The organism is Streptomyces sp. SID5469, assembly GCF_009862865.1.
Classification (GTDB): domain Bacteria; phylum Actinomycetota; class Actinomycetes; order Streptomycetales; family Streptomycetaceae; genus Streptomyces; species Streptomyces avermitilis.
This window is the reverse complement of sequence record NZ_WWIN01000001.1, coordinates 8,023,089-8,046,885: the sequence shown is the minus strand read 5'-3', so window position 1 is coordinate 8,046,885 and position 23,797 is coordinate 8,023,089. Positions and strand designations below refer to the sequence as shown.

Genomic DNA, 23,797 nt, shown 5'->3' with positions numbered 1-23,797 from the left:
CCGGCTGCCTCGACGCGTCCATGTCCCGCCGCCTCGACGTGTCTGCGCGCGGCTACCTCGACGCGCCGATGCTGCTGCCCACGCCCCCGCCGGTCGCCGGGTCGCCGATCGGCCTGATCCCCTTGGTGATCTTGTCCATGTCGGTGAGCGGCGGCCCGTCGGCGCCCGCGTCGAAGGCGAAGCGGACGATGACCGGCGCCTCGGAGCCCACGCTGGACGGGAAGGCCAGCGACTGGACGTAACCGCCGGGCCCCTTCGCGGTGGTGACGCGCCAGCGCACGAAGTACCCCGCGCGGCCGCCGACGGCGACCGTGCCGGCCTTGACCTCACGGTGCGACGTCACGCCGCCGAAGGGCCGGCTGCCGAGGCCGTCGCGGTCGAACGCCGTGTCCATGGCATCCGCGATGTCGCCCCGGGCGAGCGCCTTCGGCGATGCGTCGCTCGCCGTGGCGGTACGTGACAGGACCTGGCCGTGACGGCACAGGCCGGGGTCGCCGGGGCAGTCGTACGTACCCGGCGTGGTCATGACGACGTCGTCCTCCGCCACGTTCTCGGCCCTGACCCAGCCGTCGGGCAACGGCATTGTGATGCCGTTGAGTTCGTCCTCGACGACGGACGGGTCGTCGGCCGACGGTTCGGAGGCGGAGGCGGAGGGCCAGGTCGCGGACGCGGACGCGGAGGGCGTGGTGGTCACCGAGGAGCCGGCGGTGGTCTTCGCCTCGGCGCCGCTCCCGCTGCCGCCGGCGTCGCGGGCCAGGACCACCACCCCCGTGACGACGGCGGCGACCAGGACGGCCCCGGCCGCGGTGAGCGCGATCACCTTGGCGCGGCCGGGCCCGCGGCCGGCCGGCCGCGGGCCCACCAGGGGCTCCTGGGGTGTCTCGGGCTGACGCCGGTGGTCGGTCCACGCGGACCCGTCCCACCAGCGCTCGACGAGCGGGTACGACGGGTCTCGGTACCAGCCGGGCGGAGGCGTACTGCTCATCCCCGCACCTTACGATGCCGCCGCCCCGCGCCCCTTACGGGATGCGGAACACGGTGTCCTCCTGGTCCGGCACCACCGAACCGTCCTCCCGCCGGACCGGCCCCTTGCCGCCGTCGGGTTCGTTGTAGGCGGCGGTCGAGCACGGGTAGGGGGCGGGCCTGCGCGGCAGTGGCTCGATGAACATGGGGTTGATCAGCCAGTGCCCGTCGGCGTCGTCGTACGCCCGGCACATCAGCTCGCTCTTGTTCCGGTTGAGCACGAGGTGGGCGCCGGTGGCGTCCCCGACGAAGGTGACGTCGGTGTCCGCGTCACCGCCGGCGATGGCGGGCCGGTGCGGCCGGTTCTGGCGCTGCCAGGCCGCCTTGCCGCGTACGCCGTAGATCTCCTGGTTGATCCAGCACCGCTTGCCGTCGATGTACGGGATCGCCTCGCCCTGGCTGACGGGTACGTCGCCGCAGCCCTGGTTCCAGGTGGTGATCCGCCCGTGCCGGTCGAGGACCGACCGGATCGCGATCGTGTGCCGCGCGTCGATGCCGATGCCCCGCGACCAGACCTCGGTGACGGGCTCGGAGCCCGCGGAGACGATGTAGACGTCGAATCCGGCCTTCTGGAGGGCATGGACCAGGTCGCGCTGCTGGTCGTAGTAGCGCACGTAGGCCGCGATCGTGTGGGTGCCGAGGGTCCGGGTGGCGCCGACGGGGGCCGCGAGTGCCTCCTCACGCGCCCTGCTCGCGTACGACGAGAGTTCCGCGACCGTGTGCCCGGCGAACAGCTGGGGCACCCAGGCGTACTGCGGGACCGTGCGCCGGTGATCGAAGTCACCGGTGAAGGCGGCGGCCCCGCTCATGGTCTTCGCGTTCTCGCGGATCTCGAGGATCTCGTCGGTGCAGCGGGTGTTCGTCGAGGTCGGCAGGGGCGCGCCCGCGGGGACGGCGGTGCCGCAGGCCTCGGTCAGGGCCGCGTCCGCCGCGTCCGTGAGCCACTTACTGGTGTCCTTCCAGCGCGCCGGGCGCCGGATCCTGTCGTGCTGGAGGGCCCAGGCGAGGGTGGCGTCGGTGACGTCGTTCTTGGTGACCGTGTTGTCCCAGTCGAACGCGGCGACCGGGTGGCTGCCGGGGTGGCCGGCACAGGTGCCGCGCTCGTCGATGACCTGCTGGAGGCGGGCGCGGTTGTCGCCGTACCAACTTCCTGACAGGCGAGGGCAGTTGCGAGGGCCGGTGGTGGTGGCCGAGGCGGCTGGTGCGGCCACCACCGTGGCGGCCGCGACCAGGATCCACGCGAAGATCTCTCGGTATCGCATGGAAGGTGCATACACCGAACTGGCCTACAGGGGTGTGACGTACGCGCCGGAGATCCCGCCGTCCACCAGGAAATCGGTCGCGTTCACGAACGACGAGTCATCGCTGGCGAGGAAGGCCACGGCGGCGGCGATCTCGTCGGCCTCGGCGAACCGCCCGACCGGGATGTGCACGAGCCGGCGCGCGGCCCGTTCCGGGTCCTTGGCGAAGAGTTCCTGGAGGAGGGGGGTGTTCACCGGGCCGGGGCACAGGGCGTTGACCCGGATGCCCTCGCGGGCGAACTGCACACCCAGTTCGCGGGACATGGCGAGCACACCGCCCTTGGAGGCCGTGTACGAGATCTGCGAGGTCGCCGCGCCCATCCGGGCCACGAACGACGCGGTGTTGATGATGGAGCCCCGGCCCTGGCGTCGCATGTAGGGGATGGCGGCCTTGCAGCACAGGTAGACGGAGGTGAGGTTGACCTCCTGGACCCGCTTCCAGGCCTCCAGGCCGGTCTCCAGGATGGAGTCGTCGTCGGGAGGTGAGATGCCCGCGTTGTTGAAGGCGATGTCGACGGAGCCGTAGGTGTCGTACGCGGTCCTGAAGAGCGCCTCGACCTGTTCGGCGTCGGTCACGTCGACCTGCACGAAGGTGCCGCCGACCTCGTCGGCGGCCGCCTTGCCGCTGACCTCGTCGATGTCGCCGCAGACGACATGGGCGCCCTCGGAGGCGAGCCGGCGCGCGGTGGCGAGGCCGATGCCGCTGCCGGCCCCGGTGATGACGGCGGTCCGTCCGACGAGGCGGCGGCAGCTGGTCTGTTCGGTCGCTTCGGTCACTGTGCGGGGCCCTCCGTACTGATGAAGACGTTCTTGGTTTCGGTGAAGGCGGTGAGGGCGTCCGGGCCGAGTTCGCGGCCGATGCCCGACTGCTTGAAGCCGCCGAACGGTGTCCAGTAGCGGACGCTGGAGTGGGAGTTGACGGACAGGTTGCCGGCCCGGACGGCCCCCGAGACGCGCAGGGCGCGGCCGACGTCCCGGGTCCAGATCGAACCGGCGAGGCCGTACTCGGTGGCGTTGGCGAGCCGGACGGCGTCCGCCTCGTCCTCGAACGGCAGCACGACGGCGACGGGTCCGAAGACCTCCTCGACGGCTACGGGCGCGTGGGGGTCGACGTCGGTCAGGACGGTGGGCGGGAACCAGAAGCCGGGGCCTTCGGGCGCCTTGCCGCGCAGGGCGGGGGCGCCGGCCGGGACGTACGACCGTACGCGCTCCAGCTGGACCTTGGAGATCAGCGGGCCCATCGCGGTCCGCTCGTCCAAGGGGTCGCCGACGGCGACGGACTCGACGGCCGGGGCGAGCAGTGCGAGGAAGCGGTCGTACACGGAACGCTGGACGAGGATGCGGGTGCGGGCGCAGCAGTCCTGGCCGGAGTTGTCGAGGAAGGCCATGGGAGCCGCGGCGGCCGCGGCCTCGACATCCGCGTCGGCGAAGACGATGTTCGGGCTCTTGCCGCCGAGTTCGAGGGTGACGCGCTTGAGAAGGGCCGAACCCTTCGCCCACACCTGTTTGCCCACGGCCGTCGACCCGGTGAAGACGATCTTCGCGACCCCCGGGTGCTCGACCAGCGCGTTGCCCGCGACGGGCCCCGCACCCGGCAGGACCTGGAAGAGGTGCTCGGGAAGCCCCGCCTCCAGGGCGAGTTCGGCGAGCCGCAGGGCGGTCAGCGGTGTGGTCTCGGCGGGCTTGAGGATGACGGCGTTGCCGGCGGCGAGCGCCGGGGCGGTGCCCCAGGCCGCGATCGGCATCGGGAAGTTCCAGGGCGCGATGACACCCACCACGCCGAGCGGTTCGAGGATCGTGATGTCGAGGCCGCCCGGCACCGGGATCTGACGGCCGGTCAGCCGCTCCACTCCCCCGGCCGCGTAGTCGAGCAGATCCCGGACGTTGCCCGCCTCCCAGCGGGCGTTGCCGATGACGTGACCGGCCTCGCGGACCTCCAGCCGGGCGAGCTCCTCCAGGTGTTCGTCGACGACGACGGCGAAGCGGCGCAGCAGCCGGGCGCGCTCGCCCGGAGCGAGGGCGGCCCACCGTACCTGCGCCTTCGAGGCGCGTACGACGGCCGCGTCGACGTCCTGCGGCGTCGCGGCCGGGACGGTGGCGACGACCTCCTCGGTCGCCGGGTCGAGGACGACGAGTTCGTGCGGGTGCGACACGTGGGGCCTCACAGGCGTTCGAAGGAGCGGCGCAGCTCCCAGTCGGTCACCGCGGCGTCGAAGGCCTTCAGTTCGACGCGCGCCATGTTGCGGTAGTGGGCGACCACGTCGTCGCCGAAGGCGGCCTTGGCGATGGGGCTGTTCTCCCAGAGTTCGGCCGCCTCGCGCAGGGTGGTGGGGACGTGCTCGTACTCGGCGGCGTAGGCGTTGCCCGCGCAGGCCTCGGGCAGCTCCAGCTTGTGCTCGATGCCGTACAGGCCGGCCGCGACGAGTCCGGCGACGGCGAGGTGCGGGTTGACGTCACCGCCGGGGAGCCGGTTCTCGAAGCGCATCGAGCGGCCGTGGCCGACCACCCGCAGCGCGCAGGTGCGGTTGTCGTAGCCCCAGGCCACGGCGGTCGGCGCGAAGGAGCCCGGCTGGAACCGCTTGTACGAGTTGATGTTGGGCGCGTACAGAAGTGAGAAGTCGCGCAGCGCGGCGAGCTGCCCGGCGAGGAAGTGGCGCATGACGTCCGACATGCCGCCGGGTCCGTCGCCGGCCATGGCGTTGGTGCCGTCCGCGTCCGCCAGCGACAGGTGGATGTGGCAGGAGTTGCCCTCGCGCTCGTTGTACTTGGCCATGAAGGTGATCGACACGCCCTCCTGGGCGGCGATCTCCTTGGCGCCGGTCTTGTAGACGGCGTGCTGGTCGCAGGTGACCAGGGCCTCGTCGTACCGGAACACGATCTCGTGCTGGCCGGGGTTGCACTCGCCCTTGGCCGACTCGACGGTGAGGCCCGCGGCCTGCATCTCGTTGCGGATGCGGCGCAGCAGGGGTTCGATCCGTCCCGTCCCGAGCACCGAGTAGTCGATGTTGTACTGGTTGGCCGGTGTGAGCCCCTTGTATCCGGCGTCCCAGGCCTGCTCGTAGGTGTCCTTGAAGACGATGAACTCCAGCTCGGTGCCGACCTGGGCGGTGTAGCCGAGGGCGGCGAGCCGGTCGAGCTGGCGACGCAGGATCTGGCGGGGGGCGGCGACCACCGGCGATCCGTCGTTCCAGGCGAGGTCGGCGATCAGCAGCGCCGTGCCCGCGTTCCACGGCACCTGGCGCAGCGTGCTCAGGTCGGGATGCATGGCGAAGTCGCCGTACCCGCGGTCCCAGGAGGACATGTCATAGCCGTCGACGGTGTTCATGTCGGTGTCGACGGCGAGCAGGTAGTTGCATCCCTCCGTGCCGTGCTCCAGCACCTCGTCGAGGAAGAAGCGCGCGGCGAACCGCTTGCCCTGGAGGCGCCCTTGCATATCGGGGAACGCGAGGACGACAGTGTCGATCTCGCCGCCCGCGACGAGGGCGTGCAGCTCCTCGACACCGAGCGGTGGTGTGCGGTCTGCCACGGGAGGGCTCCTTCGGTCAGCCGAGAGCCATAAGGTATTGCCGAGAACCATTGCTTGGGAAGGGGGCACGGCCAGATGCCACAGGCGGATTCCGATGATGACCTCGGCGGCCTCGGCGGCCGGGGGGACCGGCTGGCGCCGGTACTGCGTCCGGTGCGGGCGGGCAACGGCTTCGAGGAGGCGCTGGAGCAGATCCTCCAGGTCGTCCGGCTCGGACTGGTGCCGGGGGGCGAACGGCTGCCCTCGGAGCGGGAGCTGGCGGAACGTCTCGGTATCAGCCGGGTGACGCTGCGCGAGGTCCTCAAGGTGCTCCAGGACCAGGGTCTGGTGGAGTCGCGGCGCGGCCGGTACGGCGGCACGTTCGTCCTGCCGAGGGCCGATGCGGGCGGCGAGGACGAGCTGCGCCGCCGCATCGAGAAGGTGGACATGGAGGACGTACTGCGCTTCCGTGAGGTGCTGGAGGTCGGCGCGGCGGGCCTGTGCGCGGCCCACGGCCTCACGGCGGAGCAGGAGGACCGGCTGCGCGAGGCCCTCGCCCGCACCCAGGACGCACCGCTCGCCGACTACCGCCGCCTGGACACGCTCCTCCACCTCACGCTCGCCGAACTGGGCGGTTCCCCGTCCCTCACCGCGCAGTACGCGGCCGTACGCGCGACGGTCAACGACCTGCTGGACTGCATCCCCCTCCTGGTGCGCAACCTGGAGCACTCGCAGCGGCAGCACGCCGCACTGGTGGAGGCGGTGCTGGACGGGGACGCGGACGGCGCCCGGGAGATGATGCGGGAGCACTGCGGGGGGACGGCGGCACTGCTGCGGGGCTTCCTGGCCTGAGCGGGGGCGTCGCGTGTGGTCGGCCGTGCGCCACGCGCCACGCGCCTCCAGCCAGGGGGGCTTGCTTTGCCCTGGACCACCCGCAAAGGTATGGGCAAGGGCCATTGGGAGTAAGGGAGGCGGCCACGTGACCGGACGACCGCTGATCGGCGTGAGTACGTATCTGGAGTCCGGCGCGCGCTGGGGCGTGTGGGAGCTGGAGGCGGCGCTGCTCCCGGCCGGATATCCGCGGCTCGTGCAGCGGGCGGGCGGACTCGCCGCGATGCTCCCGCCGGACGATCCGGCGCACGCCACCGCGGCCGTGGGCCGCCTGGACGGCCTGGTGATCGCGGGCGGTCCCGACGTCGACCCGTCCCACTACGGCGCGGCCCGCTCCCCGCGCACGGGCCCGCCGGCTCCCGAGCGCGACGCCTGGGAACTGGCCCTGATCCGGGCCGCGCTGGCGTCCGGCACCCCCCTCCTGGGCATCTGCCGGGGCATGCAGCTGCTCAACGTCGCGCTGGGCGGCACACTCGTGCAGCACATCGACGGGCACGTCGAGCAGGTGGGCGCCTTCGGCCACCACCCGGTCAAGCCGGTACCCGGCACCCGCTACGGAGACCTGGCGCCGGAGGAGACCGCGGTCCCCACCTACCACCACCAGTCGGTGGACCGCCTGGGCACGGATCTGCTGCCCTGCGCCCACGCGGCGGACGGCACCGTGGAGGCGATCGAACTCCCCGCACCCGCTTGGGCCCTGGGTGTCCAGTGGCACCCGGAGATGGGCGAGGACCTGCGGGTCATGCGGGCCCTGGTGGCAGCTGCTTCCTGAGCCGCGCCGCACCGCCCCCTCCCTCCCCCCGCTACCCCCGCGTCAACCCCAGCAGATCCCGCGCCGGCCCCGTCGGCCGATGCCCCGACCGCCACACCGCCCGCAACGCCCGCCCCAACCGCACCTCGGCCACCGGAATGCTCACCAGCCGACGCGCCGACAGCTCCTCCCCCAACGCCAGTTCGCTCAGCACCGCGGGCCCCGCCCCGCTCACCGCGGACGCCTTCACCGCGGTGGTGGACGACAGTTCGATCAGCGGCCGCGCCAGTCCGCCCAGCGCGGCGTCCAGCACCTGCCGCGTCCCCGACCCCTCCTCCCGCAGGATCAACGGCGTCGCCGCCAGCTCCGCCGCCGACAACGGCCGCCGGCGCCGCGCCCATGGATGCCCCGGCGCCGTCACCACGATCAGCCGGTCGTGCGCGATGACCGTCGAGTCCAGCCCCGCCGGCACCGACAGCCCCTCCACGAACCCGAGGTCCGCCTCGTCCGCCAGCAACCGCTCCGCGACCACCGCCGAGTTCCCCGCCAGCAGCGACACCGCCGTGTCCGGCCGCTGCGCCCGCAGTGCGATCAGCCACCCCGGCAGCAGATACTCCGCGATCGTCATGCTCGCGGCGACCCGCAGCCGCGAGTCCCGCCGCCCCCGCAACGCCTGGGCCCCCGCGTCGAACGCCTCCGCCGCCTCCACGATCCGCCGCGCCCAGTCCGTGACCAGCGCCCCCGCCTCGGTCAGCCGGGAGCCCCGCGGTGACCGGTCCACCAGCGCCACGCCCAGCTGCCGCTCCATCGAGCGAATCCGGCTGCTGGCCGCCGGTTGGGTGATCCCCAGCTCACGCGCCGCCCGCCCGAGGCTTCCGAGCCGTGCCACGGCAAGCAGCAGCTCCAGCGCACCCAACTCCGGCACCCGATGCGCAAGACCGGCCGACAACCCACCATCAACACCCTCGCTCATAAATCCAGCTTATGCCCCCATAGAGGCATACTCCCTGGTGAGGTCCCCGGGACGGAGGGACCGTGGAGCCATGGTCACCGCAGCCCAGCCCCTCGCCCCGCCCAGCGTCCGCACGTCGCGTCCCCGGGCCGCCGCCTTCCGCCACCTCGGCCCCAACTGGTACGCCTCGGTGATGGGCACCGCGATCGTGGCCACAGCGGGAGCGGGCCTTCCCTCGGGCTCCGCCGCGGGCCTCCCCGGTGACCTCCCGGGCCTGCGCACCGCCTGCACGGCCTTCTGGGCGCTCTCCCTGATCATGCTCGTGACCCTCCTCGGCGCCCGCGCCCTGCACTGGATCCACCACCGCGACCAGGCCCGCGCCCACCTCCTCGACCCCACGACGGGCCCCACCACGGCCCCCTTCTACGGCTGCCTCGCCATGGCGCTGCTGGCCGTCGGCGGCGCCACCCTGACCGTCGGCCGGGACTGGCTCGGCACCACCGCGGCCGTCGTCCTGGACGCCGTACTCTTCACCGCCGGCACCGCCGTCGGCCTCGCCGCGGCCGTCGCGGTGCCCTACCTGATGGTGACCCGCCACCGCATCGAGCCGGGCCGGGCCACCCCCGTCTGGCTGCTCCCCCTGGTCGCCCCGATGGTCTCGGCGGCCCTCGGCCCCCTGCTCGTCCCGCATCTCCCGGCCGGTCAGCCGCGGGAGACCCTGCTGCTCGCCTGCGTCGCGATGTTCGGCCTCAGCCTGCTGGGCACGCTCATGATGCTGCCGATGATTTTCGCCCGGCTCATCACCACGGGCCCCCTGCCCCTCGTCCTCACCCCGACGCTTCTCCTGGTCCTCGGCCCGCTCGGCCAGTCCACCACCGCCGTCGGCAAGTTCGCGGACTTCGCCCCGGGGGTCGTCCCCGCCCCGTACGACCAGGGCTTCGGCGTCCTCGCCGTCCTCTACGGCGTCCCGGTGATGGGCTTCGCCCTGCTGTGGCTGGGCCTTGCGGTCGCGCTGGTGGTGCGGGCCCGGCGGCGGGGCATGGGCTTCGCGCTGACCTGGTGGGCGTTCACCTTCCCGGTCGGTACATGTGTCACCGGCGCGGAGGCCCTGGCCCGGCACACCGGGCTCGCCGCGTTCGACGGACTCGCCGTCGCGCTGTACGCCGGGCTGGTCGCCGCCTGGGCCGTCACCGCGGCCCGTACCGCCCGCGGGCTGGTCACCGGCGAGCTGCTCGCACCGCCTCGACGATGACCTGCGGGGCCTCCCGCAGCGACGGCCCGTACCAGGTGAGGTGGCGCCCGCTGACCAGCGCGCAGGCCGTGCCCGCGAAGGCCTCGGGGCCGTCGTCGGCGGTGAAGCGGTACGGCTCGTCCGGCAGGACCACGATCTCGGGAGCGGCGGCTCGCAGCTCCTCGACCGGCACGCGCGGATAGCGCTCCGCGTGCGCCGCGTACACGTTGTCGACGCCCAGCCGGGCCAGCAGGTCCCCGGCGAACGTGTCCCGGCCGAGCACCATCCAGGGCCGCCGCCAGATCGGCACGACGGCGGTCGTACGACGCCCCGGCGCCGGCAGCCGGGACCAGGCCGCCTCCGCCTCGTCCAGCCAGCGCGGCCGGCCGCCCGGCACTCCGCACGCGTGCAGCACCCGCTCCAGCTCGCGGAAGGCCTGCGGCACCTCCCGCACCTCGGTGACCAGGGCCTCGACCCCGGCCTCGCGCAGAGCGGCCAGGTCGGGCGCGCGGTTCTCCTCCTCGTTGGCGATCACCAGATCGGGGCCGAGCCGGACGATCCGCTCGACATCGGGGTTCTTGGTCCCGCCGATCCGCACGACGTCGAGGTCCGCCGGCTGACTGCACCAGTCGGTGGCGCCGACCAGGACACCGGGCGCGGACCGGGCCACGGCCTCGGTGAGCGAGGGCACGAGCGAGACCACACGCGTCACGGACACCCGCCCCGAGTGCGCCTGCCCCACGAAGTCCTCACCGGCGCCTGCCCCAAGTGGTGATCAGTGGATAGGAGTTGACGGCGAACGACGGGTCGTCGAGCAGCCGCAGACAACGCTCCAGATCGTCGTCCGTCAGCCCGTCCCCGGTCAACTGCCCGCCCACATCCCGGATGTTGACCTGGTGCAGCCGAATGCCGCGCGAACCGCCCACCCACGCCTCGGCCCAGGTGGCGGACGCCACCTCGGCCAGCCCGGTCGCGCGCAGCGCCCCGTAGGCGTGCAGTCCCCAGCGGATGTCGGCGCCGGCCCGGGTGAGCACGCCCATCACCGCGTCGTGCATCCGCTCGAAGAGCTCCGCGGATTCGGGCGAGGGCGCCGACAGCACCGGCACCCAGCCGCAGTCGAACTCGTCGAGGACCAGCCGCCCGCCGGGGCGCAGCGCCCGCACCATCCGGTCGAGCGCGGCCTGCCGCTCGGGCAGGTGCAGCAGCACGAGACGGGCGTGGATCAGGTCGAACCGCCCCTCGGGCAGATCCTCCTGGGTGATGTCATGGCGTACGACGCGTACGTTGCCGGCCGCCGGGAGCTCGCCCAGCCAGCGCGGTTCGATGTCCGTGGCGAGCACGGAGCCGTCCGGTCCGACGCGCTCGGCGAGCCATGCGGCGACCGAGCCCGCACCGGCGCCGACCTCCAGGCAGCGCATTCCCGGCGCCACACCCAATTCGGCGAGCCGCGCGAAGGTCACGGGGTCGTAGGTGGACTCCAGCACGTCATAGCGGCTGCCTGCTCTTTCGGATGTGTTGTCGAAGGCATATCCGGAGGTGTCGGGCATGCCGCCAGTATTCCAGCCACGCTCCGTGACCGGTGTCACCCGATCCGGTCAGCGTGCGGTCGGCGGACTGACGGCAGGCTGACGGCAGGCCGGGTCAGCGCCGGCCCGAGGGATCCTCGGCCGCCTCGATGTGGTCGGCGACCGCGACCACGATCACCCGGGTGTCCGGTACGGTCGCCCGCCACCGGTGGCGCACCCCGCCCGTCAGATACAGGGTGTCGCCGCGCCCGAGCCGGTGGGCGCGGCCCTCCGCCTCGATCTCGACGGCACCGTCGGCGACGTACATCAACTCGTCGTTGCGGTGCTGGAATTCGCGGCCCTCGTCGTGGTCGCCGGTGAACTCCATGGCGTGCAACTGGTGGTGACCGCGCACCAGGGGGCGCACGCGCGCCCGGGTGGGCGTGAGCCCGGTGTCGTCCGCGCGCACGACGTCGACGCTGCGTGCCGGGTCGGCCGCGGCGAGCAGTTCGACCGCGGTGGTGCCGAGGGCGTCCGCGATGCGCTCCAGGGAGGGCCTGCTGGGGCGGGCCCGTTCGTTCTCGACCTGGCTCAGGAAGGGGACCGACAGGCCGCTGCGCTCGGCCACGACGGCGAGGGTGAGCTCCAGTGCCCGGCGCCGACGCCGTACGGCCGCGCCCACCCGAAGGGGCTGTTCTTTGTGGTCGCCCATCGCTCCGGCTCCCTCCTTCGCTCGTCGGTCCGCTGCCCCGCGGCTTCCGGCCACCCGTGGCCGCCTGTTCCCTGCACTGCGTCCGAACCAGTCCTGATGAGTTCTCTGCACCCTACGCATGTTCGGCAAACCGTTTCATGCACCCGTCACATCGCTGTCATGTCCGAGGAGGGCGAGGCTCACAGTTCGCGCCAGTGGAACGGCCCGCCCGTCTCGCCGGGCGCCGAGCCCTCGCGCGGGACGAAGCGGCTGACCAGAAGCGCGGGACGCCCGTCCCGGCCGGCGAGGAGGGTCGCCGGCGGGTGGGCCAAGGCCCTGTTGCCACCGTGGGTGCGGACGGCGAGCCGTTCGGCCCCGCCGGTGGCCCGATCATGGGCGTACGTCCGCCGGCTCCCGAAGTCGTCGCATCGGCCCTGCCCCCGTTTTCGGGACGAGCGGCCCCGCGCCGAGGCGGAGCGGCGAGCGGTCACCGATGTCGCCGCCGGTCCCGCACGCCTCCAGGGCACGGTCGAGCCGCTGGTCAGGGCGGGTCCGCCAGGTCCTGAAGTCCCGCCGGACAGCCGGAGCCGGCGGTCGGAGCCGCAGGCCCCCCGGTAGGGGCCGGACCTCACCTGCGTGCCGTCGTGCACGGAGACGGGGTCCGGGGTGCCCTCGGCACCGCGCGACAGGGTGCGGGGTACCTCGAAGCCGCGTTCGACTCGCCCGGCCGGCGGGGCGTCGGGGCCGGCACGGCCGCGGACCGCGATGCGGTTGTCCGGATCCTTCTCGTACGCCAGTACGGAGCCGCACTTGCCGTCGGCGCCGAGCGCGGGCCGACGGGCGCCCCGCGGACATGCCGCGAGGGGTGGGCTACGCCACACGCACGGACGGCGTATCGGCGAAGCCCACCCCTCGGGCCGTCAGGACTCCACGGAGCCGTCAGGACTCCACGGAGCCGTCAGGACTCCACGGAGCCGTCAGGACTACTGCGGAGTCATCCGGCCCACCATGTCCGGGTGCTCCTTCAGCCACGCGGCGACGGCGTCCTGCTCATGCCCCTGCCCACGCTTCTTGATCTCGCTCTCCAGGCTGCCGAGTTCGGCCTCGCTCATCCGGAAGTCCTTGATCCACTTGGTGAGCTGCGGATACCGCTCCGGGAACTGCTTGCTGGAGATGGTCCGGATCGTGTTGCCCTCGCCGAACAGCTTCTTGTCGTCCGCCAGCTTGGTGAGCTTGTACTCGCTGTAGGCCCAGTGCGGCGACCAGAGGACGACGGCGACCGGCTCCTTCTTGGCGTACGCGCGCTTCAGCTCGGCGAGCATCGCGGGCGTGGAGCCGTCGACGACCTTGTACTCCTTGTCCAGGCCGTACCCCGGAAGCACCTTCGTCTTGAGCAGGTTCATCTCGCCGGTGCCCGGCTCGATTCCGATGATCTTCCCGTCGAAGGTGCCGCCCTTGCCCTTGAGGTCCGCGAGGGACTTGACGTCCTTCACGTAGGAGGGCACGGCGATTTCGAGTGACGTGGGTTTGTACCAGGTGCCCAGGTCTCTCAGGTCGTTCTTGTGCTGGTCCCAGTAGTTCTTCTGGGCGTACGGCAGCCACGCGTCGAAGTTGAGGTCGAGATCTCCGGAGGCCAGGCCCGTGTAGACGGGGCCGACGTCCATCTGCTTGAGATTCAGCGTGTAGCCGCGCCGCGCCAGGACGTTCTTCCACAGGTAGGTGACGGCGACGTCCTCGTCCCAGGGGAACCAGGCTACGTCCAGCGGACGCTTCGTCTCGCCGGCGGCGCCGGACGTGGCGCTCTTGACCGGCGCCAGCTTGTCGACGACACCCGGGTTCCGCTTCAGCCAGGAGCGCACGGCGTCCTGCTGCTTGCCCTTGCCCGCCTTGTTGATCTCCGCCTCGAGACCGGTGAGCTGCTTCTCGGTCATCTTGAAGTTCTTGAGCCACCGGCCGACGACCGGGTTGTCCTGGGCGAAGCCCTTGCGGGCGAGGGTGTGCACCCCGTCGCCCTTGCCCCAGGCGCCCTTGGGGTCCTTGAGCTTCTTCAGGTCGTAGTCGCTGTACGCCCAGTGCGGCGACCAGAGCGTGACGACGACGGGGTCCTTCTTGGCGTACGCGCGCTTCAGCTCGGCCAGCATGGCGGGCGTGGAGCTGTCGACGACCTTGTACTCCTTGTCGAGCCCGTACTCCTTCAGGACCTTGGTCTTGAGCAGGCCCATCATGCCGGCGCTGGACTCGATGCCGGTGATCTTGCCGCCGAACTTCGAGGCCTGGCCCTTGAGGTCCGCCAGGGAGTCGACGCCCTTCATGTACGAGGGCACGCTCAGCTCCAGCGACGTCGGGCCGTACCAGGAACCCAGGTCGTCGAGTTGCTTGCCGTACTTCTTCCAGTACTGCGCGTGCGTGGTCGGCAGCCAGGAGTCGGTCTGGAAGTCGATGTCTCCCTGCCCGAGCGAGGTGTAGAGCGGGCCCGCGTCGAACTGCTTGGTGTCGACCTGGAAGCCGCGCTGTTCCAGCACCTCCTGCCACAGGAAGGTGGAGGCGACGCCCTCGTCCCACGGGATGTAGCCGATGGTGACCTTCTTGCCCTGGCCGACGTTCTCGGCGTCGGACGCGGCGGTCGACGACGTCGTACCGCCGAAGATGCCCATGCCGCCCGCGACCAGCGCGAGGACGACCACACCGACCACGGCCACGGCGGCCCGGGGGCGGTAGGACCAGATCTTCAGGCCCTGCGCGGCGCGCAGCTTGGCGGCGGCGCGGCGGCCGAGCGGCGAGACCTGGGTGCCCAGGGCACTGGTCATGCGGTCCAGGTAGATGGCCAGGATGACGATGGCGACACCGGCCTCCGAGCCGAGGCCGACGTTGAGCTGGCCGATGGCCTCGTTGACGTCGCCGCCGAGGCCGCCGGTGCCGACCATGCCCGCGATGGCGGCCATGGACAGACCCAGCATGATGACCTGGTTGACACCGGCCATGACCGTCGGCAGCGCCAGCGGGAGCTGGACGCGCAGCAGGATGTTGCGGGGGGTGGTGCCGAACGCGTCGGCGGCCTCGACCAGTTCCTTGTCGACCTGACGGATGCCCAGCTCGGTCATCCGGACGCCGGGTGCCAGCGCGAAGATCAGGGTCGCCACGATGCCCGCGGGGGCGCCGGTGCCGAAGAACAGGATCGCCGGGATGAGGTAGATCATCGCGGGCAGCGTCTGCATGAAGTCGAGCACGGGGCGCACGATGCTGCTGACCCGGTCCGAACGCGCCGCCCAGATACCCACGGGCACGGAGACCACGAGCGCGATGACCGTGGCCACGAGGACGAGCGACAGGGTCACCATCGCGTCCTCCCACAGTTCGAGGGAGTCGATGAACGCGAATCCCACGAAGGTGAGGACACCCGCTGACGTGCCGCGCAGCCAGAACGCGATCACCGCGAGGATTCCGGCGAGGAGGAGCGGCTGCGGAGCCTGGAGGACCGCGTCGATGCCGTCGAAGGCACCCAGGAAGACCGTCTTGAAGAAGTCGAAGAGCCACGACATGTGGTTCAGCAGCCAGTCGACGGTGTCGTTGACCCAGTCGCCGAAGGGGATCCTAGGCATCGGTCGTCACCGCCTTCGCGCGCGGCGTCGCACACGCGGCGGGTTCGCCCCGCTCGTCACCGAGGAAGCCGACGAGCCGTTGCCGGGGCACCACACCGAGGAGTTTCCGTTTCTTGTCCAGCACCGCGACGGGATGCGAGAGACGCGCGCTGATGGCGCAGAGTTCGTTGAACGGCGTGTCGGGCGTGGCGGTCTCACAGGCGCAGTCCGCCTCGTCGCCGCGTACGTCCGGGTCCATGACGGCGCCCGCGGTCAGGACGCGGGAGCGGTCGACGTCCTGGGTGAAGGAGGCGACGTAGTCGTCGGCGGGACGTACCAGGATGTCCTCGGCGGTGCCGACCTGGACGATGCGGCCGTCGCGCATGACGGCGATCCGGTCGCCCAGGCGCATGGCCTCGTTCAGGTCGTGGGTGATGAAGACGATGGTCTTCTTGAGGGTCTTCTGGAGTTCCAGGAGCTGGTCCTGCATATCGCGCCGGATCAGCGGGTCGAGAGCGCTGAACGACTCGTCCATCAGCAGCAGTTCGGCGTCGGTGGCGAGCGCCCTGGCCAGGCCCACCCGCTGCTGCATGCCGCCGGAGAGCTCGTCGGGCCAGGACTTCTCCCAGCCGCCGAGGCCGCACAGGGCGAGCGCCTCGTCGGCGCGCCGCTCGCGCTCGGCGCGGGGCACGCCCTGCACCTCGAGACCGTAGGCGGCGTTCTCGCGGACGCTGCGGTGCGGGAAGAGCGCGAAGTGCTGGAAGACCATGCTGATCTTCTTGGAGCGGACCTCGCGCAGTGCGCGGTCGCCGAGCGCGGTCAGGTCCTGGTCGTCGAAGCGGACGTGCCCGGCGGTCGGCTCGAGGAGTCCGTTGAGCATGCGCAGCAGTGTGGACTTGCCGGAGCCGGACAGGCCCATGACGACGAAGATCTCACCCGGCTCCACCGTGAAGGAGGCGTCGATCACGGCGGCGGTGGTGCCGTCGGCGCGCAGCTCCTCGCGGTCGGCTCCCGAGCGGAGCCGCTCCACGGCCTCGCCGGGTCGTCTGCCGAAGACCTTGTACAGGCTCTCGGCCTGCAGCCTGGATGACACGTGTACCTCTCGTCCTGGAGCGTCGCGAGGCCCTCGGACGATTGAAAATGCAACGGGCTCTGCTCCGACGCGGCGCCTGCCCCCTCTTGAAGGGGTCAAACTCAGGAGTGCTCCAGTTCACAATCCGTTTACTTCTGTTACGTAAGGGCACTCTGAACTGCCACGTCTGCGTCGGCGGGGTGCCTGTCGGTGCCGTACGGCATGATGCGAAAGGTGACGCAGCCAACTCGACGACTCATGCTTCTCGACACCGCCTCGCTCTATTTCCGCGCCTATTTCGGCGTCCCGGACTCCGTGAAGGCCCCGGACGGCACCCCGGTGAACGCCGTGCGCGGACTGCTCGAATTCATCGACCGCCTGGTCAAGGACCACCGTCCCGACGAACTGGTGGCCTGCATGGACGCGGACTGGCGTCCGCAGTGGCGGGTCGACCTGATCCCCTCCTACAAGGCGCACCGCGTGGCCGAGGAGCGCGAGTCGGGGCCGGACGAGGAGGAGGTCCCCGACACCCTCTCTCCGCAGGTGCCCGTCATCGAGAACGTGCTCGACGCGCTCGGCATCGCGCGCGTGGGCGTCGAGGGGTACGAGGCGGACGACGTGATCGGCACGTTCACGGCCCGCGCGAAGGGCCCCGTCGACATCGTCACCGGCGACCGCGACCTGTACCAACTGGTGGACGACGAGCGCGGGATCCGGGTCCTCTATCCGCTCAAGGGCGTCGGCCTGCTCCAGCTCACCGACGAGGCGTGGCTGCGTGAGAAGTACGGAGTCGACGGAGGGGGGTACGCGGATCTGGCACTGCTGCGCGGTGACCCGAGCGACGGTCTGCCGGGCGTGCCCGGGATCGGCGAGAAGACGGCCGCCAAGCTGCTCGCCGAGTTCGGCGACCTGGCCGGCATCATGGCCGCGGTCGACGACCCGAAGGCGAAGCTGACGCCGTCGCAGCGCAAGCGCCTCGACGAGTCCCGGCCGTACCTCGCGGTCGCGCCCAAGGTCGTGCGGGTGGCCGGTGACGTGCCGCTGCCGGACGTCGACATCACGCTGCCGGGCGCCCCGCGCGATCCGGCGGCCCTGGACGAACTCGCCGCCCGCTGGGGGCTCGGCGGCTCGTTGCACAGGTTGCTCTCGACGCTGCAGGCATAGATGTTGCCCAGGAGAAGGTGCTAACTTAGGTAAGCCTAAGCATGCAGATCTGGGAGGCCGTCATGGCAGAGCGTCCGGAACGCAGGACCCCTAAGCCCCACTCGGCGCGGGTCATCCGCACCGAGCGGCTCACCCCGCACATGCAGCGTGTGGTGCTCGGCGGCGACGGCCTCGCCGAGTTCACCGTGGGCACCCGCACCGACCACTATGTGAAGCTGCTGTTCGGTGCCGAGGGAGTCACTTACCCCGAGCCCTTCGACATGCAGCGCGTCCGCGAGGAGTTCCCGCGCGACCAGTGGCCCGTGACGCGGACGTACACGGTGCGCGCCTGGGATCCCGAACTGCGCGAGCTGACCCTCGACTTCGTGGTGCATGGCGACGAGGGGCTCGCCGGGCCGTGGGCCACCCGCGTCCAGTCGGGCGAACTCGTGCGGTTCATGGGCCCCGGCGGTGCGTACGCGCCGGACACGAGCGCCGACTGGCATCTGCTGGCGGGTGATGAGAGCGCACTGCCCGCGATCGCCGCGGCCTTGGAGTCGCTGCCCGACGGCGCCGACGTGCGTGCCTTCATCGAGGTCTCCGGCCCGGAAGAGGAGCAGAAGATCGCCTCCGACGTGGATGTCGTCTGGCTGCACCGCGGAGACCGGCCGGTCGGCGAGGCCCTGGTCGAGGCCGTCCGTGCGCTGGAGTTCCCGGCGGGGCGGGTGCACGCGTTCGTCCACGGCGAGGCGGGCTTCGTGAAGGAGCTGCGCAAGCTGCTGCGCGTCGAGCGCGAGATCCCGCGCGAGGACCTCTCCATCTCCGGCTACTGGCGCCTCGGCCACAACGAGGACGGCTGGCAGGCGGCGAAGCGGGAGTGGAACGCGCAGGTGGAGGCGGAGCAGGAGACGGCCGAACCGGCCGCCTCCTGAGCGACTCCTGAGCGCGTCCGTCACACCGACCGCTGGTACGACCTGAACGTCCGGATCGAGAGCCACACCGCCGCGACCGCCAAGGCCAGCAGCGCCCCGCCCCGGCCGAGCACGCCGCCCCAGTCCGGATGCTCGGACATGGCCGAACGACCCGCCACCATCGCCCAGTCGAGCGGGTTGAAGTCGGCTGTGCGCCGCATCCAGCCGGGCATCTGGGACGTGGCCATGAAGGCACTGGACAGGAAGGTCAGCGGCAGCAGCAGGAACGTGTTGATGCCGATGATGGACTCCCGCTCCCGGACCAGCATGCCCAGCGCGTTGGACAGTGCTCCGAAGACCGTGCCGAGCAGCACCGAGGCGACGATCAGAACGGCTACCCCGCCGAACCCGCCCGGATAGTCCGCGCCGCCCAGCAGGCCGAGCAGCACGATGATCACCGACTGGAGTGCGGTGACCAGGCCGTTGTTGACGACATTGCCGTTCATCAGGGCCGCCCGGCTGACCGGTGTGGTGAGGAACCTGTCGAGCGTGCCCCGCTGGATCTCGTCGAGCGTGCTCATGCCCGCCCACATGTTGGAGCTGAGCGCGCTCATCACCACCACGCCCGGGACGAGGTAGTCCAGGTAGGAGGTCGTGCCGAAGCCGCCGAGTTCGACGACCTTCTTGAAGAGGTTGCCGAACAGGAACAGCCAGACCACCGGCTGGATCAACGTGATCAGCAGATACGCGGGCTGCCGTACGAACACCATGAGTTGACGCTGTGTCATGTACCAGGTCTGGGAGACGGCCGTGCTCATCGGGTACCTCCCGTGGCTCCCGCGAGGGCGAGGCTGTCGGCGCCTTCCGCCTCCGCCTCGGAGTAACGGCGCCCCGCGTGACGGAGATAGACGTCGTCGAGCGAGGGACGGGCCACGGTCGCCGCGGCCACCCCGACACCGGCTCGCTCCAGAGCGCCGAGCAGGGCGGGCATCGCGGCGGCTCCGTCGTCCGCGCGGACGCTGACGCGGCGGCCCTGCGCGTCGTCGAAGAGCACCTCGTGCACTCCGGGCACCCCGCCGAGGGAGCCCTTCAGCAGCGTACGACCGGCCTGGCCGACCGCTTCGCGCAGCTCCAAGTGGATGGCGTCACCTCGCAGTTCCCCCTTCAGCCCGTCCGGTGTGCCTTCGACGACCACACGGCCGCGGTCGACGATGGCGATACGTTCGGCGAGCCGGTCGGCCTCTTCGAGGTAGTGGGTGGTGAGCAGGATGGTCAGGCCCTCGTCGCCGGCGAGCCGGGCGATCTCGTCCCACATGGCGGTGCGCGCCTCGGGGTCGAGGCCGGTGGTGGGCTCGTCGAGGAAGAGCACCTCGGGCCGGTGGACCAGCCCGAGCGCGACATCGAGCCGACGCCGCATACCGCCGGAGTAGCCCTTGACCTGACGCCCGGCGGCGTCGGCCAGCTTGAAGCGGTCCAGCAGCTCGGCCACCCGGCGGCTCAGCCCGGCGCCCTTCAACCCATGGAGCCTGCCCTGGAGTCGGAGGTTCTCCCGGCCGGTGGCGACCGGGTCGGCGCCGGAGCTCTGGGCGACCACGCCGATCGCGCGGCGCACCCGGTCGGGGTGGCGCAGCACATCGTGGCCCGCGACGGTGGCCGTGCCCGAGTCGGGGCGGGCCAGGGTGGTGAGGATCTTGACGGTGGTGGACTTGCCCGCGCCGTTGGGCCCGAGGAGGCCGAAGACGGTGCCCGGCTCGACGGTGATGTCCATGCCGCTCAGGGCGGTGACATCACCGGGATAGGTCTTGATCAGCTGACGCGCCTCTACCGCGGGCGCACGGGTGTTCATGACGACTGCTCTCCTGTGTGAGCGGATGACCAGGGGGCCGCTGTGCGGTGGACGACGGCAGGTCCGCGATGGGCGGGCGTGACGTGATCCGTGCAAGCGGATGACGATCGATCCGGGTGAAGAGCGCCGGGCTATCCTGGGTGTGCCGCACCTCGGTCGCCCGGTCTGCCTCACGGCGGATCCGGTTCGGGGTTCGAGACCCTGGCGGGACTGCTGCAACAGTCCTGCCGGGGTCTGTTCTCTGTGGGGTCACTTCTCGAAGTGGCGCTCCTCCAAGTCCTTGAACTCGGGCGGGATCTCCCCCGTCTCGTGGAAACGCCGCCATGCCTCGACGCCGGCCAGCGAGCCGTCGTGCAGCTCCCGCAGGAAGCCGCGGACCCACTCGGCCTGCGCCTCGACCATGTGCAGTTGGTACTCGGTCTCCACCAGGAAGAGGCGCGGCAGCGTCTCGTACAGCTTCTCCAGGCCGCCTCGCGCGCTCGCCACCTGCACTTCCAGCTGGGTGAGCCGCTCCTCGAGCAGACGCGTCACCTCGTCGGGGTGGAGCACACCCAGCAAGGAGAGCGCGGTCTCGAAGATCGGGTACTCCCGGGCCGGGACCGCCAGCAGATCGGACAGCCACTCCGTCGCCTCTTCGCGCCCGGCGTCCGTGATGCCGTACAGCGTGCGCTCGGGGCGGTTGCCCTGTCGCTGCACCTCGGCGACCTCCACGAAACCGTGCTTCTCCAGGTTCTGGACGACCGTGTAGAGCGAGCCGTAGTTGATCTTCGTGGTGGTGTCCTTGCCGCGGCGGCAGAGGGTCTGCGCGATCTCGTACGGATGCATGGGCTTCTCCATGAGCAGCACCATCACGGCCAGCGCCAGCGGATTGCCGAGCTTGCGGCGCTTGGTCCCCATCACGAAATCCCCCCTTCCATCCCCTCGGCATCCCGTCGACATCCCGTCAACATCGCGTCGACGTGTTCATCGACGTCGACGTGCGCATCGACATCGCATCGGCACCGAATATTCGTGACCGAACATATCGCGTTTCGAAAAGCCCGGTCAATACACACGATGTATCGCGTCTGAGATACCTCCGCAACCCCGTGAGGACTTAGGCCCGCCCCGGACACGGCCGCGTGACGCCCATGAAACAGGGCCTCCCTAATTTCTGTCGCCCGACAGGAACTCTCGCGCCGCTGTGCGAAAGCAGGTTGCCGCCATGACGAGCACCGCCCCCGCCGATGTCCGCCCCGACCCGCCACGGCCCGAAAGTGCCGCCGATCTCGCGGAGTTCGGCTACCGCCAGGAGCTGCACCGCAGCCTGGGACGGTACGCCTCCTTCGCCGCCGGGTTCTCCTTCATCTCCGTCCTGACGACGGTCTTCCAGTTCTTCGCCTTCGGGTACGCCTTCGGGGGCCCCGTCTTCTTCTGGGCCTGGCCTGCCGTGCTGGTGGGCCAGCTGCTGGTGGCCGCGTGCTTCGCCGAGCTGGCCGCGCGCTATCCGATCTCGGGCGCGATCTACCAGTGGTCCTCGCGCCTGTCGAACCTCACCTTCGGCTGGTTCGCCGGCTGGATCATGGTGATCGGCCAGATCGTGGTGGTCGCGGCGGCGGCACTCGCGCTCCAGATGGTGATGCCGCCGATCTGGTCGGGCTTCCAGCTGGTGGGCGGCGATCCGGCGCCCACCAGCGCGAGCGGCGCGGCGAACGCGGCGGTGCTGGGCGTCATCCTGCTGGTGCTCACCACGTTCGTGAACGTCATCGACAACCGCGTGATGTCCGTGATCAACCGCGTCGGCGTGACCGCCGAGATCATCGGGGCCGTCCTCATCATCGTGCTGCTGCTCACCCACTCCGAGCGCTCGCCCGGCATCACCTTCCACACCGGCGGCGGGGCTCAAGCGGGCCTGTTCGGGGCGCTGGCGGTGGGGTCGTTCACGGCGGCGTACGTGATGATCGGCTTCGACAGCGCGGGCGAGATGAGCGAGGAGACCCACAACCCGCGCCGCGTCGCGCCCCGCACGATCCTCACCGCGCTCGGCGCGGCCGGCCTGCTGGGCGGGCTGATCGTCCTCGGCGGACTGCTCGCGGCCCCCAGCCTGACGGACGGCCGCCTCGGGGTCGACGGTCTGAGCTACGTCCTGACCAGCAGCCTCGGCGACGGTGTCGGCCGGGTTCTGCTCGCCGACGTGGTGGTGGCGATCTCCGTGGCGACCCTCGCCATCCAGACGGCGGCCTGCCGCATGCTCTTCTCCATGGCCCGCGACGGCCGGCTCCCCTTCGCCCGGCGCCTGGCCCGGGTCAACCCGCGCACCGGCATGCCCAGCGCCCCCGCCCTGGTGGTCGGCGTCCTGGCGGCCGCGCTGCTGCTCCTCAACTTCGCCTCCCCGGAGGCCTTCCTGGCCATCGGTACGACCTGCATCGTGATGCTGTACCTGGCGTACGCGATGGTGACCGGGCCGCTGCTGGTACGGCGGCTGCGCGGCGAGTTCACCACCGAGGGCACGGACGAGACGGGCGCCCCGCTCTTCTCCCTGGGCCGCTGGGGCGTACCCGTCAACACGCTCGCCCTCCTCTACGGCCTCCTCATGACCGTCGACCTCGCCTGGCCGCGGGCGGAGGTGTACGACCCCGCGGGCGGGCACTGGTACTTCCAGTGGTTCACCGTGCTGTTCCTGGCGGTGACCCTCGCGGCGGGCGCGGCCTACCGGGCGTACCGCGGGCGGACGTCGGCCCCGGCTCCCGCGCCGGAGGCGACGGTCCAGGAGGCGACCGCCTAGGAACCCAGGGCAGGCCTAGGCCGTGGGGCCCTGGCTCGGATCGCCCTGTACGCGCGCGTGCAGATGCATGTCGTGCCAGCCGTCCTGGTGGAGGAGGGCGCTGCGCCTGGTGCCCTCCAGGGTGAAGCCGGCCTTGGCGGCGACACGGCAGGAGGCCTCGTTGGCCGTGGCGTGGCTCAGCTCCAGGCGGTGGAAGCCGACCTCGTCGAGCGCCCAGGACGCGAGGGCCGAGGTGGCACGCGCGGCGACGCCCTGTCCGCGGGCGCCCGCCACGGTCCAGTACGCGACCTCGGCCACCCCGTCGCCGAGCAGGACGTCCCGCAGCGCGACGCGTCCTCGCAGCCGGTCGGTGTCCGCGTCGGCCACGGCCCACTGCACGTTCCGTTCTCCCGCCCAGGCCGTCCGCCACTCCTCGATCCAGCCGGCGACCTCGTCCGTCGAGTCTGCGGCGCGGATGTGCCATTGATGCATGACGGGGTCCTGGAAGGCCTCGTGGACAGCGGGCGCGTCCTCGGCCGTCCAGGGCCGCAGGACCAGGCCGTCGCCGGTGGGGATCGTGGGCTGCTCGGAGCGGGCGAGGGTGCCGGCGGGGAGCACCGGGCCGGTGAGGTAGGGCATGATCCGCATCCTGCC

At 71.4% G+C, this 23,797-nt stretch carries 22 protein-coding genes; 6 read left to right on the top strand and 16 right to left on the bottom strand.

The genetic code is table 11. From position 1 onward, the window contains the following. Positions 1-52: 52 nt before the first annotated feature. The 5 genes from GTY58_RS34920 to GTY58_RS34900 are packed head-to-tail and all read right to left on the bottom strand — an operon-like array spanning position 53 to position 5,850. Positions 53-985: a DUF2510 domain-containing protein gene (locus GTY58_RS34920; protein WP_010988129.1), complete on the bottom strand. Its 933-nt coding sequence runs from the start codon at positions 983-985 to the stop codon at positions 53-55. A gap of 34 nt (positions 986-1,019) precedes the next feature. Further along, a complete protein-coding gene (locus GTY58_RS34915) occupies positions 1,020-2,285 on the bottom strand; it encodes a lipoprotein (protein ID WP_037646484.1) in 1,266 nt (421 codons plus the stop codon). A gap of 24 nt (positions 2,286-2,309) precedes the next feature. Continuing rightward, a complete protein-coding gene (locus tag GTY58_RS34910; RefSeq protein ID WP_010988127.1) occupies positions 2,310-3,101 on the bottom strand; it encodes a 3-oxoacyl-ACP reductase in 792 nt (263 codons plus the stop codon). After that, positions 3,098-4,477: an aldehyde dehydrogenase family protein gene (locus GTY58_RS34905; protein WP_037646481.1), complete on the bottom strand. Its 1,380-nt coding sequence runs from the start codon at positions 4,475-4,477 to the stop codon at positions 3,098-3,100. Before GTY58_RS34905 ends, GTY58_RS34910 begins: the two co-directional genes overlap by 4 nt. 8 nt (positions 4,478-4,485) lie before the next feature. After that, positions 4,486-5,850, bottom strand: a complete 1,365-nt coding sequence (locus GTY58_RS34900; protein ID WP_010988125.1) for a glutamine synthetase family protein — start codon at positions 5,848-5,850, stop codon at positions 4,486-4,488. A gap of 75 nt (positions 5,851-5,925) precedes the next feature. Here GTY58_RS34900 and GTY58_RS34895 point away from each other — a divergent pair, with 75 nt between their 5' ends. Both GTY58_RS34895 and GTY58_RS34890 read left to right on the top strand, forming a co-directional pair. Then, on the top strand, positions 5,926-6,681 hold the full coding sequence (locus GTY58_RS34895) for an FCD domain-containing protein (RefSeq protein WP_037646477.1): 756 nt from the start codon (positions 5,926-5,928) through the stop codon (positions 6,679-6,681). 127 nt (positions 6,682-6,808) lie between these two features. Then, the gene (locus tag GTY58_RS34890; RefSeq protein ID WP_037646474.1) at positions 6,809-7,492 is read left to right on the top strand and encodes a gamma-glutamyl-gamma-aminobutyrate hydrolase family protein; all 684 of its coding nucleotides are present in this window, start codon (positions 6,809-6,811) and stop codon (positions 7,490-7,492) included. Positions 7,493-7,523: 31 nt separating this feature from the next. On the opposite strand, the gene GTY58_RS34885 is transcribed toward GTY58_RS34890, so the two are convergent. Then, positions 7,524-8,444, bottom strand: coding sequence for a LysR family transcriptional regulator (locus GTY58_RS34885; protein ID WP_010988122.1), 921 nt, complete (start codon positions 8,442-8,444; stop codon positions 7,524-7,526). Between the two features lie 70 nt (positions 8,445-8,514). Here GTY58_RS34885 and GTY58_RS34880 point away from each other — a divergent pair, with 70 nt between their 5' ends. After that, complete coding sequence (locus GTY58_RS34880; protein WP_010988121.1) at positions 8,515-9,675, top strand: TDT family transporter; 1,161 nt, start codon at positions 8,515-8,517, stop codon at positions 9,673-9,675. Here the strand turns inward: GTY58_RS34880 and GTY58_RS34875 are convergent. The 6 genes from GTY58_RS34875 to GTY58_RS34850 form a co-directional block, all read right to left on the bottom strand. Beyond that, the gene (locus GTY58_RS34875) at positions 9,641-10,372 is read right to left on the bottom strand and encodes a helical backbone metal receptor (RefSeq protein WP_037646470.1); all 732 of its coding nucleotides are present in this window, start codon (positions 10,370-10,372) and stop codon (positions 9,641-9,643) included. The two genes, GTY58_RS34880 and GTY58_RS34875, sit on opposite strands and share 35 nt — an antisense overlap. Before the next feature lie 31 nt (positions 10,373-10,403). Further along, entirely contained in the window at positions 10,404-11,201 is a 798-nt protein-coding gene (locus GTY58_RS34870) for a class I SAM-dependent methyltransferase (RefSeq protein WP_010988119.1), read from the bottom strand. Positions 11,202-11,295: 94 nt separating this feature from the next. Beyond that, the gene (locus GTY58_RS34865; RefSeq protein WP_010988118.1) at positions 11,296-11,871 is read right to left on the bottom strand and encodes an XRE family transcriptional regulator; all 576 of its coding nucleotides are present in this window, start codon (positions 11,869-11,871) and stop codon (positions 11,296-11,298) included. 179 nt (positions 11,872-12,050) lie between these two features. After that, positions 12,051-12,731 (bottom strand): hypothetical protein, encoded by a 681-nt coding sequence (locus GTY58_RS34860; protein ID WP_010988117.1) that lies wholly within the window; start codon positions 12,729-12,731, stop codon positions 12,051-12,053. A 102-nt stretch (positions 12,732-12,833) separates the two neighbouring features. Beyond that, a complete protein-coding gene (locus tag GTY58_RS34855; RefSeq protein ID WP_010988116.1) occupies positions 12,834-15,449 on the bottom strand; it encodes an ABC transporter permease/substrate binding protein in 2,616 nt (871 codons plus the stop codon). Further along, a complete protein-coding gene (locus GTY58_RS34850; protein ID WP_010988115.1) occupies positions 15,442-16,521 on the bottom strand; it encodes a glycine betaine/L-proline ABC transporter ATP-binding protein in 1,080 nt (359 codons plus the stop codon). The genes GTY58_RS34855 and GTY58_RS34850 overlap by 8 nt, the downstream gene beginning before the upstream one ends. Before the next feature lie 204 nt (positions 16,522-16,725). On the opposite strand from GTY58_RS34850, the gene GTY58_RS34845 reads away from it, so the two are divergent. Continuing rightward, positions 16,726-17,664, top strand: a complete 939-nt coding sequence (locus tag GTY58_RS34845) for a 5'-3' exonuclease (RefSeq protein ID WP_037646657.1) — start codon at positions 16,726-16,728, stop codon at positions 17,662-17,664. A gap of 62 nt (positions 17,665-17,726) precedes the next feature. Then, on the top strand, positions 17,727-18,575 hold the full coding sequence (locus GTY58_RS34840; RefSeq protein ID WP_010988113.1) for a siderophore-interacting protein: 849 nt from the start codon (positions 17,727-17,729) through the stop codon (positions 18,573-18,575). 20 nt (positions 18,576-18,595) lie between these two features. On the opposite strand, the gene GTY58_RS34835 is transcribed toward GTY58_RS34840, so the two are convergent. From GTY58_RS34835 to GTY58_RS34825, 3 genes are all read right to left on the bottom strand, one after another. Next, entirely contained in the window at positions 18,596-19,372 is a 777-nt protein-coding gene (locus GTY58_RS34835; protein WP_010988112.1) for an ABC transporter permease, read from the bottom strand. After that, positions 19,369-20,400 (bottom strand): daunorubicin resistance protein DrrA family ABC transporter ATP-binding protein, encoded by a 1,032-nt coding sequence (locus GTY58_RS34830; RefSeq protein ID WP_010988111.1) that lies wholly within the window; start codon positions 20,398-20,400, stop codon positions 19,369-19,371. Before GTY58_RS34830 ends, GTY58_RS34835 begins: the two co-directional genes overlap by 4 nt. A gap of 249 nt (positions 20,401-20,649) precedes the next feature. Further along, the gene (locus tag GTY58_RS34825) at positions 20,650-21,297 is read right to left on the bottom strand and encodes a PadR family transcriptional regulator (protein WP_010988110.1); all 648 of its coding nucleotides are present in this window, start codon (positions 21,295-21,297) and stop codon (positions 20,650-20,652) included. A 307-nt stretch (positions 21,298-21,604) separates the two neighbouring features. On the opposite strand from GTY58_RS34825, the gene GTY58_RS34820 reads away from it, so the two are divergent. Then, positions 21,605-23,164: an amino acid permease gene (locus GTY58_RS34820; RefSeq protein ID WP_037646465.1), complete on the top strand. Its 1,560-nt coding sequence runs from the start codon at positions 21,605-21,607 to the stop codon at positions 23,162-23,164. 15 nt (positions 23,165-23,179) lie between these two features. Here GTY58_RS34820 and GTY58_RS34815 read toward each other — a convergent pair whose 3' ends face one another. Next, positions 23,180-23,782: a GNAT family N-acetyltransferase gene (locus GTY58_RS34815; RefSeq protein ID WP_010988108.1), complete on the bottom strand. Its 603-nt coding sequence runs from the start codon at positions 23,780-23,782 to the stop codon at positions 23,180-23,182. Positions 23,783-23,797 lie beyond the last annotated feature (15 nt).

Coding starts and splice junctions, on each gene's coding strand:
- GTY58_RS34920 (WP_010988129.1), bottom strand. CDS start 985: ATGAGCAGTACGCCTCCGCCCGGCTGGTACCGAGACCCGTCGTACCCG.
- GTY58_RS34915 (WP_037646484.1), bottom strand. CDS start 2,285: ATGCGATACCGAGAGATCTTCGCGTGGATCCTGGTCGCGGCCGCCACG.
- GTY58_RS34895 (WP_037646477.1), top strand. CDS start 5,926: ATGCCACAGGCGGATTCCGATGATGACCTCGGCGGCCTCGGCGGCCGG.
- GTY58_RS34885 (WP_010988122.1), bottom strand. CDS start 8,444: ATGAGCGAGGGTGTTGATGGTGGGTTGTCGGCCGGTCTTGCGCATCGG.
- GTY58_RS34880 (WP_010988121.1), top strand. CDS start 8,515: ATGGTCACCGCAGCCCAGCCCCTCGCCCCGCCCAGCGTCCGCACGTCG.
- GTY58_RS34870 (WP_010988119.1), bottom strand. CDS start 11,201: ATGCCCGACACCTCCGGATATGCCTTCGACAACACATCCGAAAGAGCA.
- GTY58_RS34865 (WP_010988118.1), bottom strand. CDS start 11,871: ATGGGCGACCACAAAGAACAGCCCCTTCGGGTGGGCGCGGCCGTACGG.
- GTY58_RS34855 (WP_010988116.1), bottom strand. CDS start 15,449: ATGCCTAGGATCCCCTTCGGCGACTGGGTCAACGACACCGTCGACTGG.
- GTY58_RS34845 (WP_037646657.1), top strand. CDS start 16,726: ATGCGAAAGGTGACGCAGCCAACTCGACGACTCATGCTTCTCGACACC.
- GTY58_RS34840 (WP_010988113.1), top strand. CDS start 17,727: ATGGCAGAGCGTCCGGAACGCAGGACCCCTAAGCCCCACTCGGCGCGG.
- GTY58_RS34835 (WP_010988112.1), bottom strand. CDS start 19,372: ATGAGCACGGCCGTCTCCCAGACCTGGTACATGACACAGCGTCAACTC.
- GTY58_RS34830 (WP_010988111.1), bottom strand. CDS start 20,400: ATGAACACCCGTGCGCCCGCGGTAGAGGCGCGTCAGCTGATCAAGACC.
- GTY58_RS34825 (WP_010988110.1), bottom strand. CDS start 21,297: ATGGGGACCAAGCGCCGCAAGCTCGGCAATCCGCTGGCGCTGGCCGTG.
- GTY58_RS34820 (WP_037646465.1), top strand. CDS start 21,605: ATGACGAGCACCGCCCCCGCCGATGTCCGCCCCGACCCGCCACGGCCC.
- GTY58_RS34815 (WP_010988108.1), bottom strand. CDS start 23,782: ATGCCCTACCTCACCGGCCCGGTGCTCCCCGCCGGCACCCTCGCCCGC.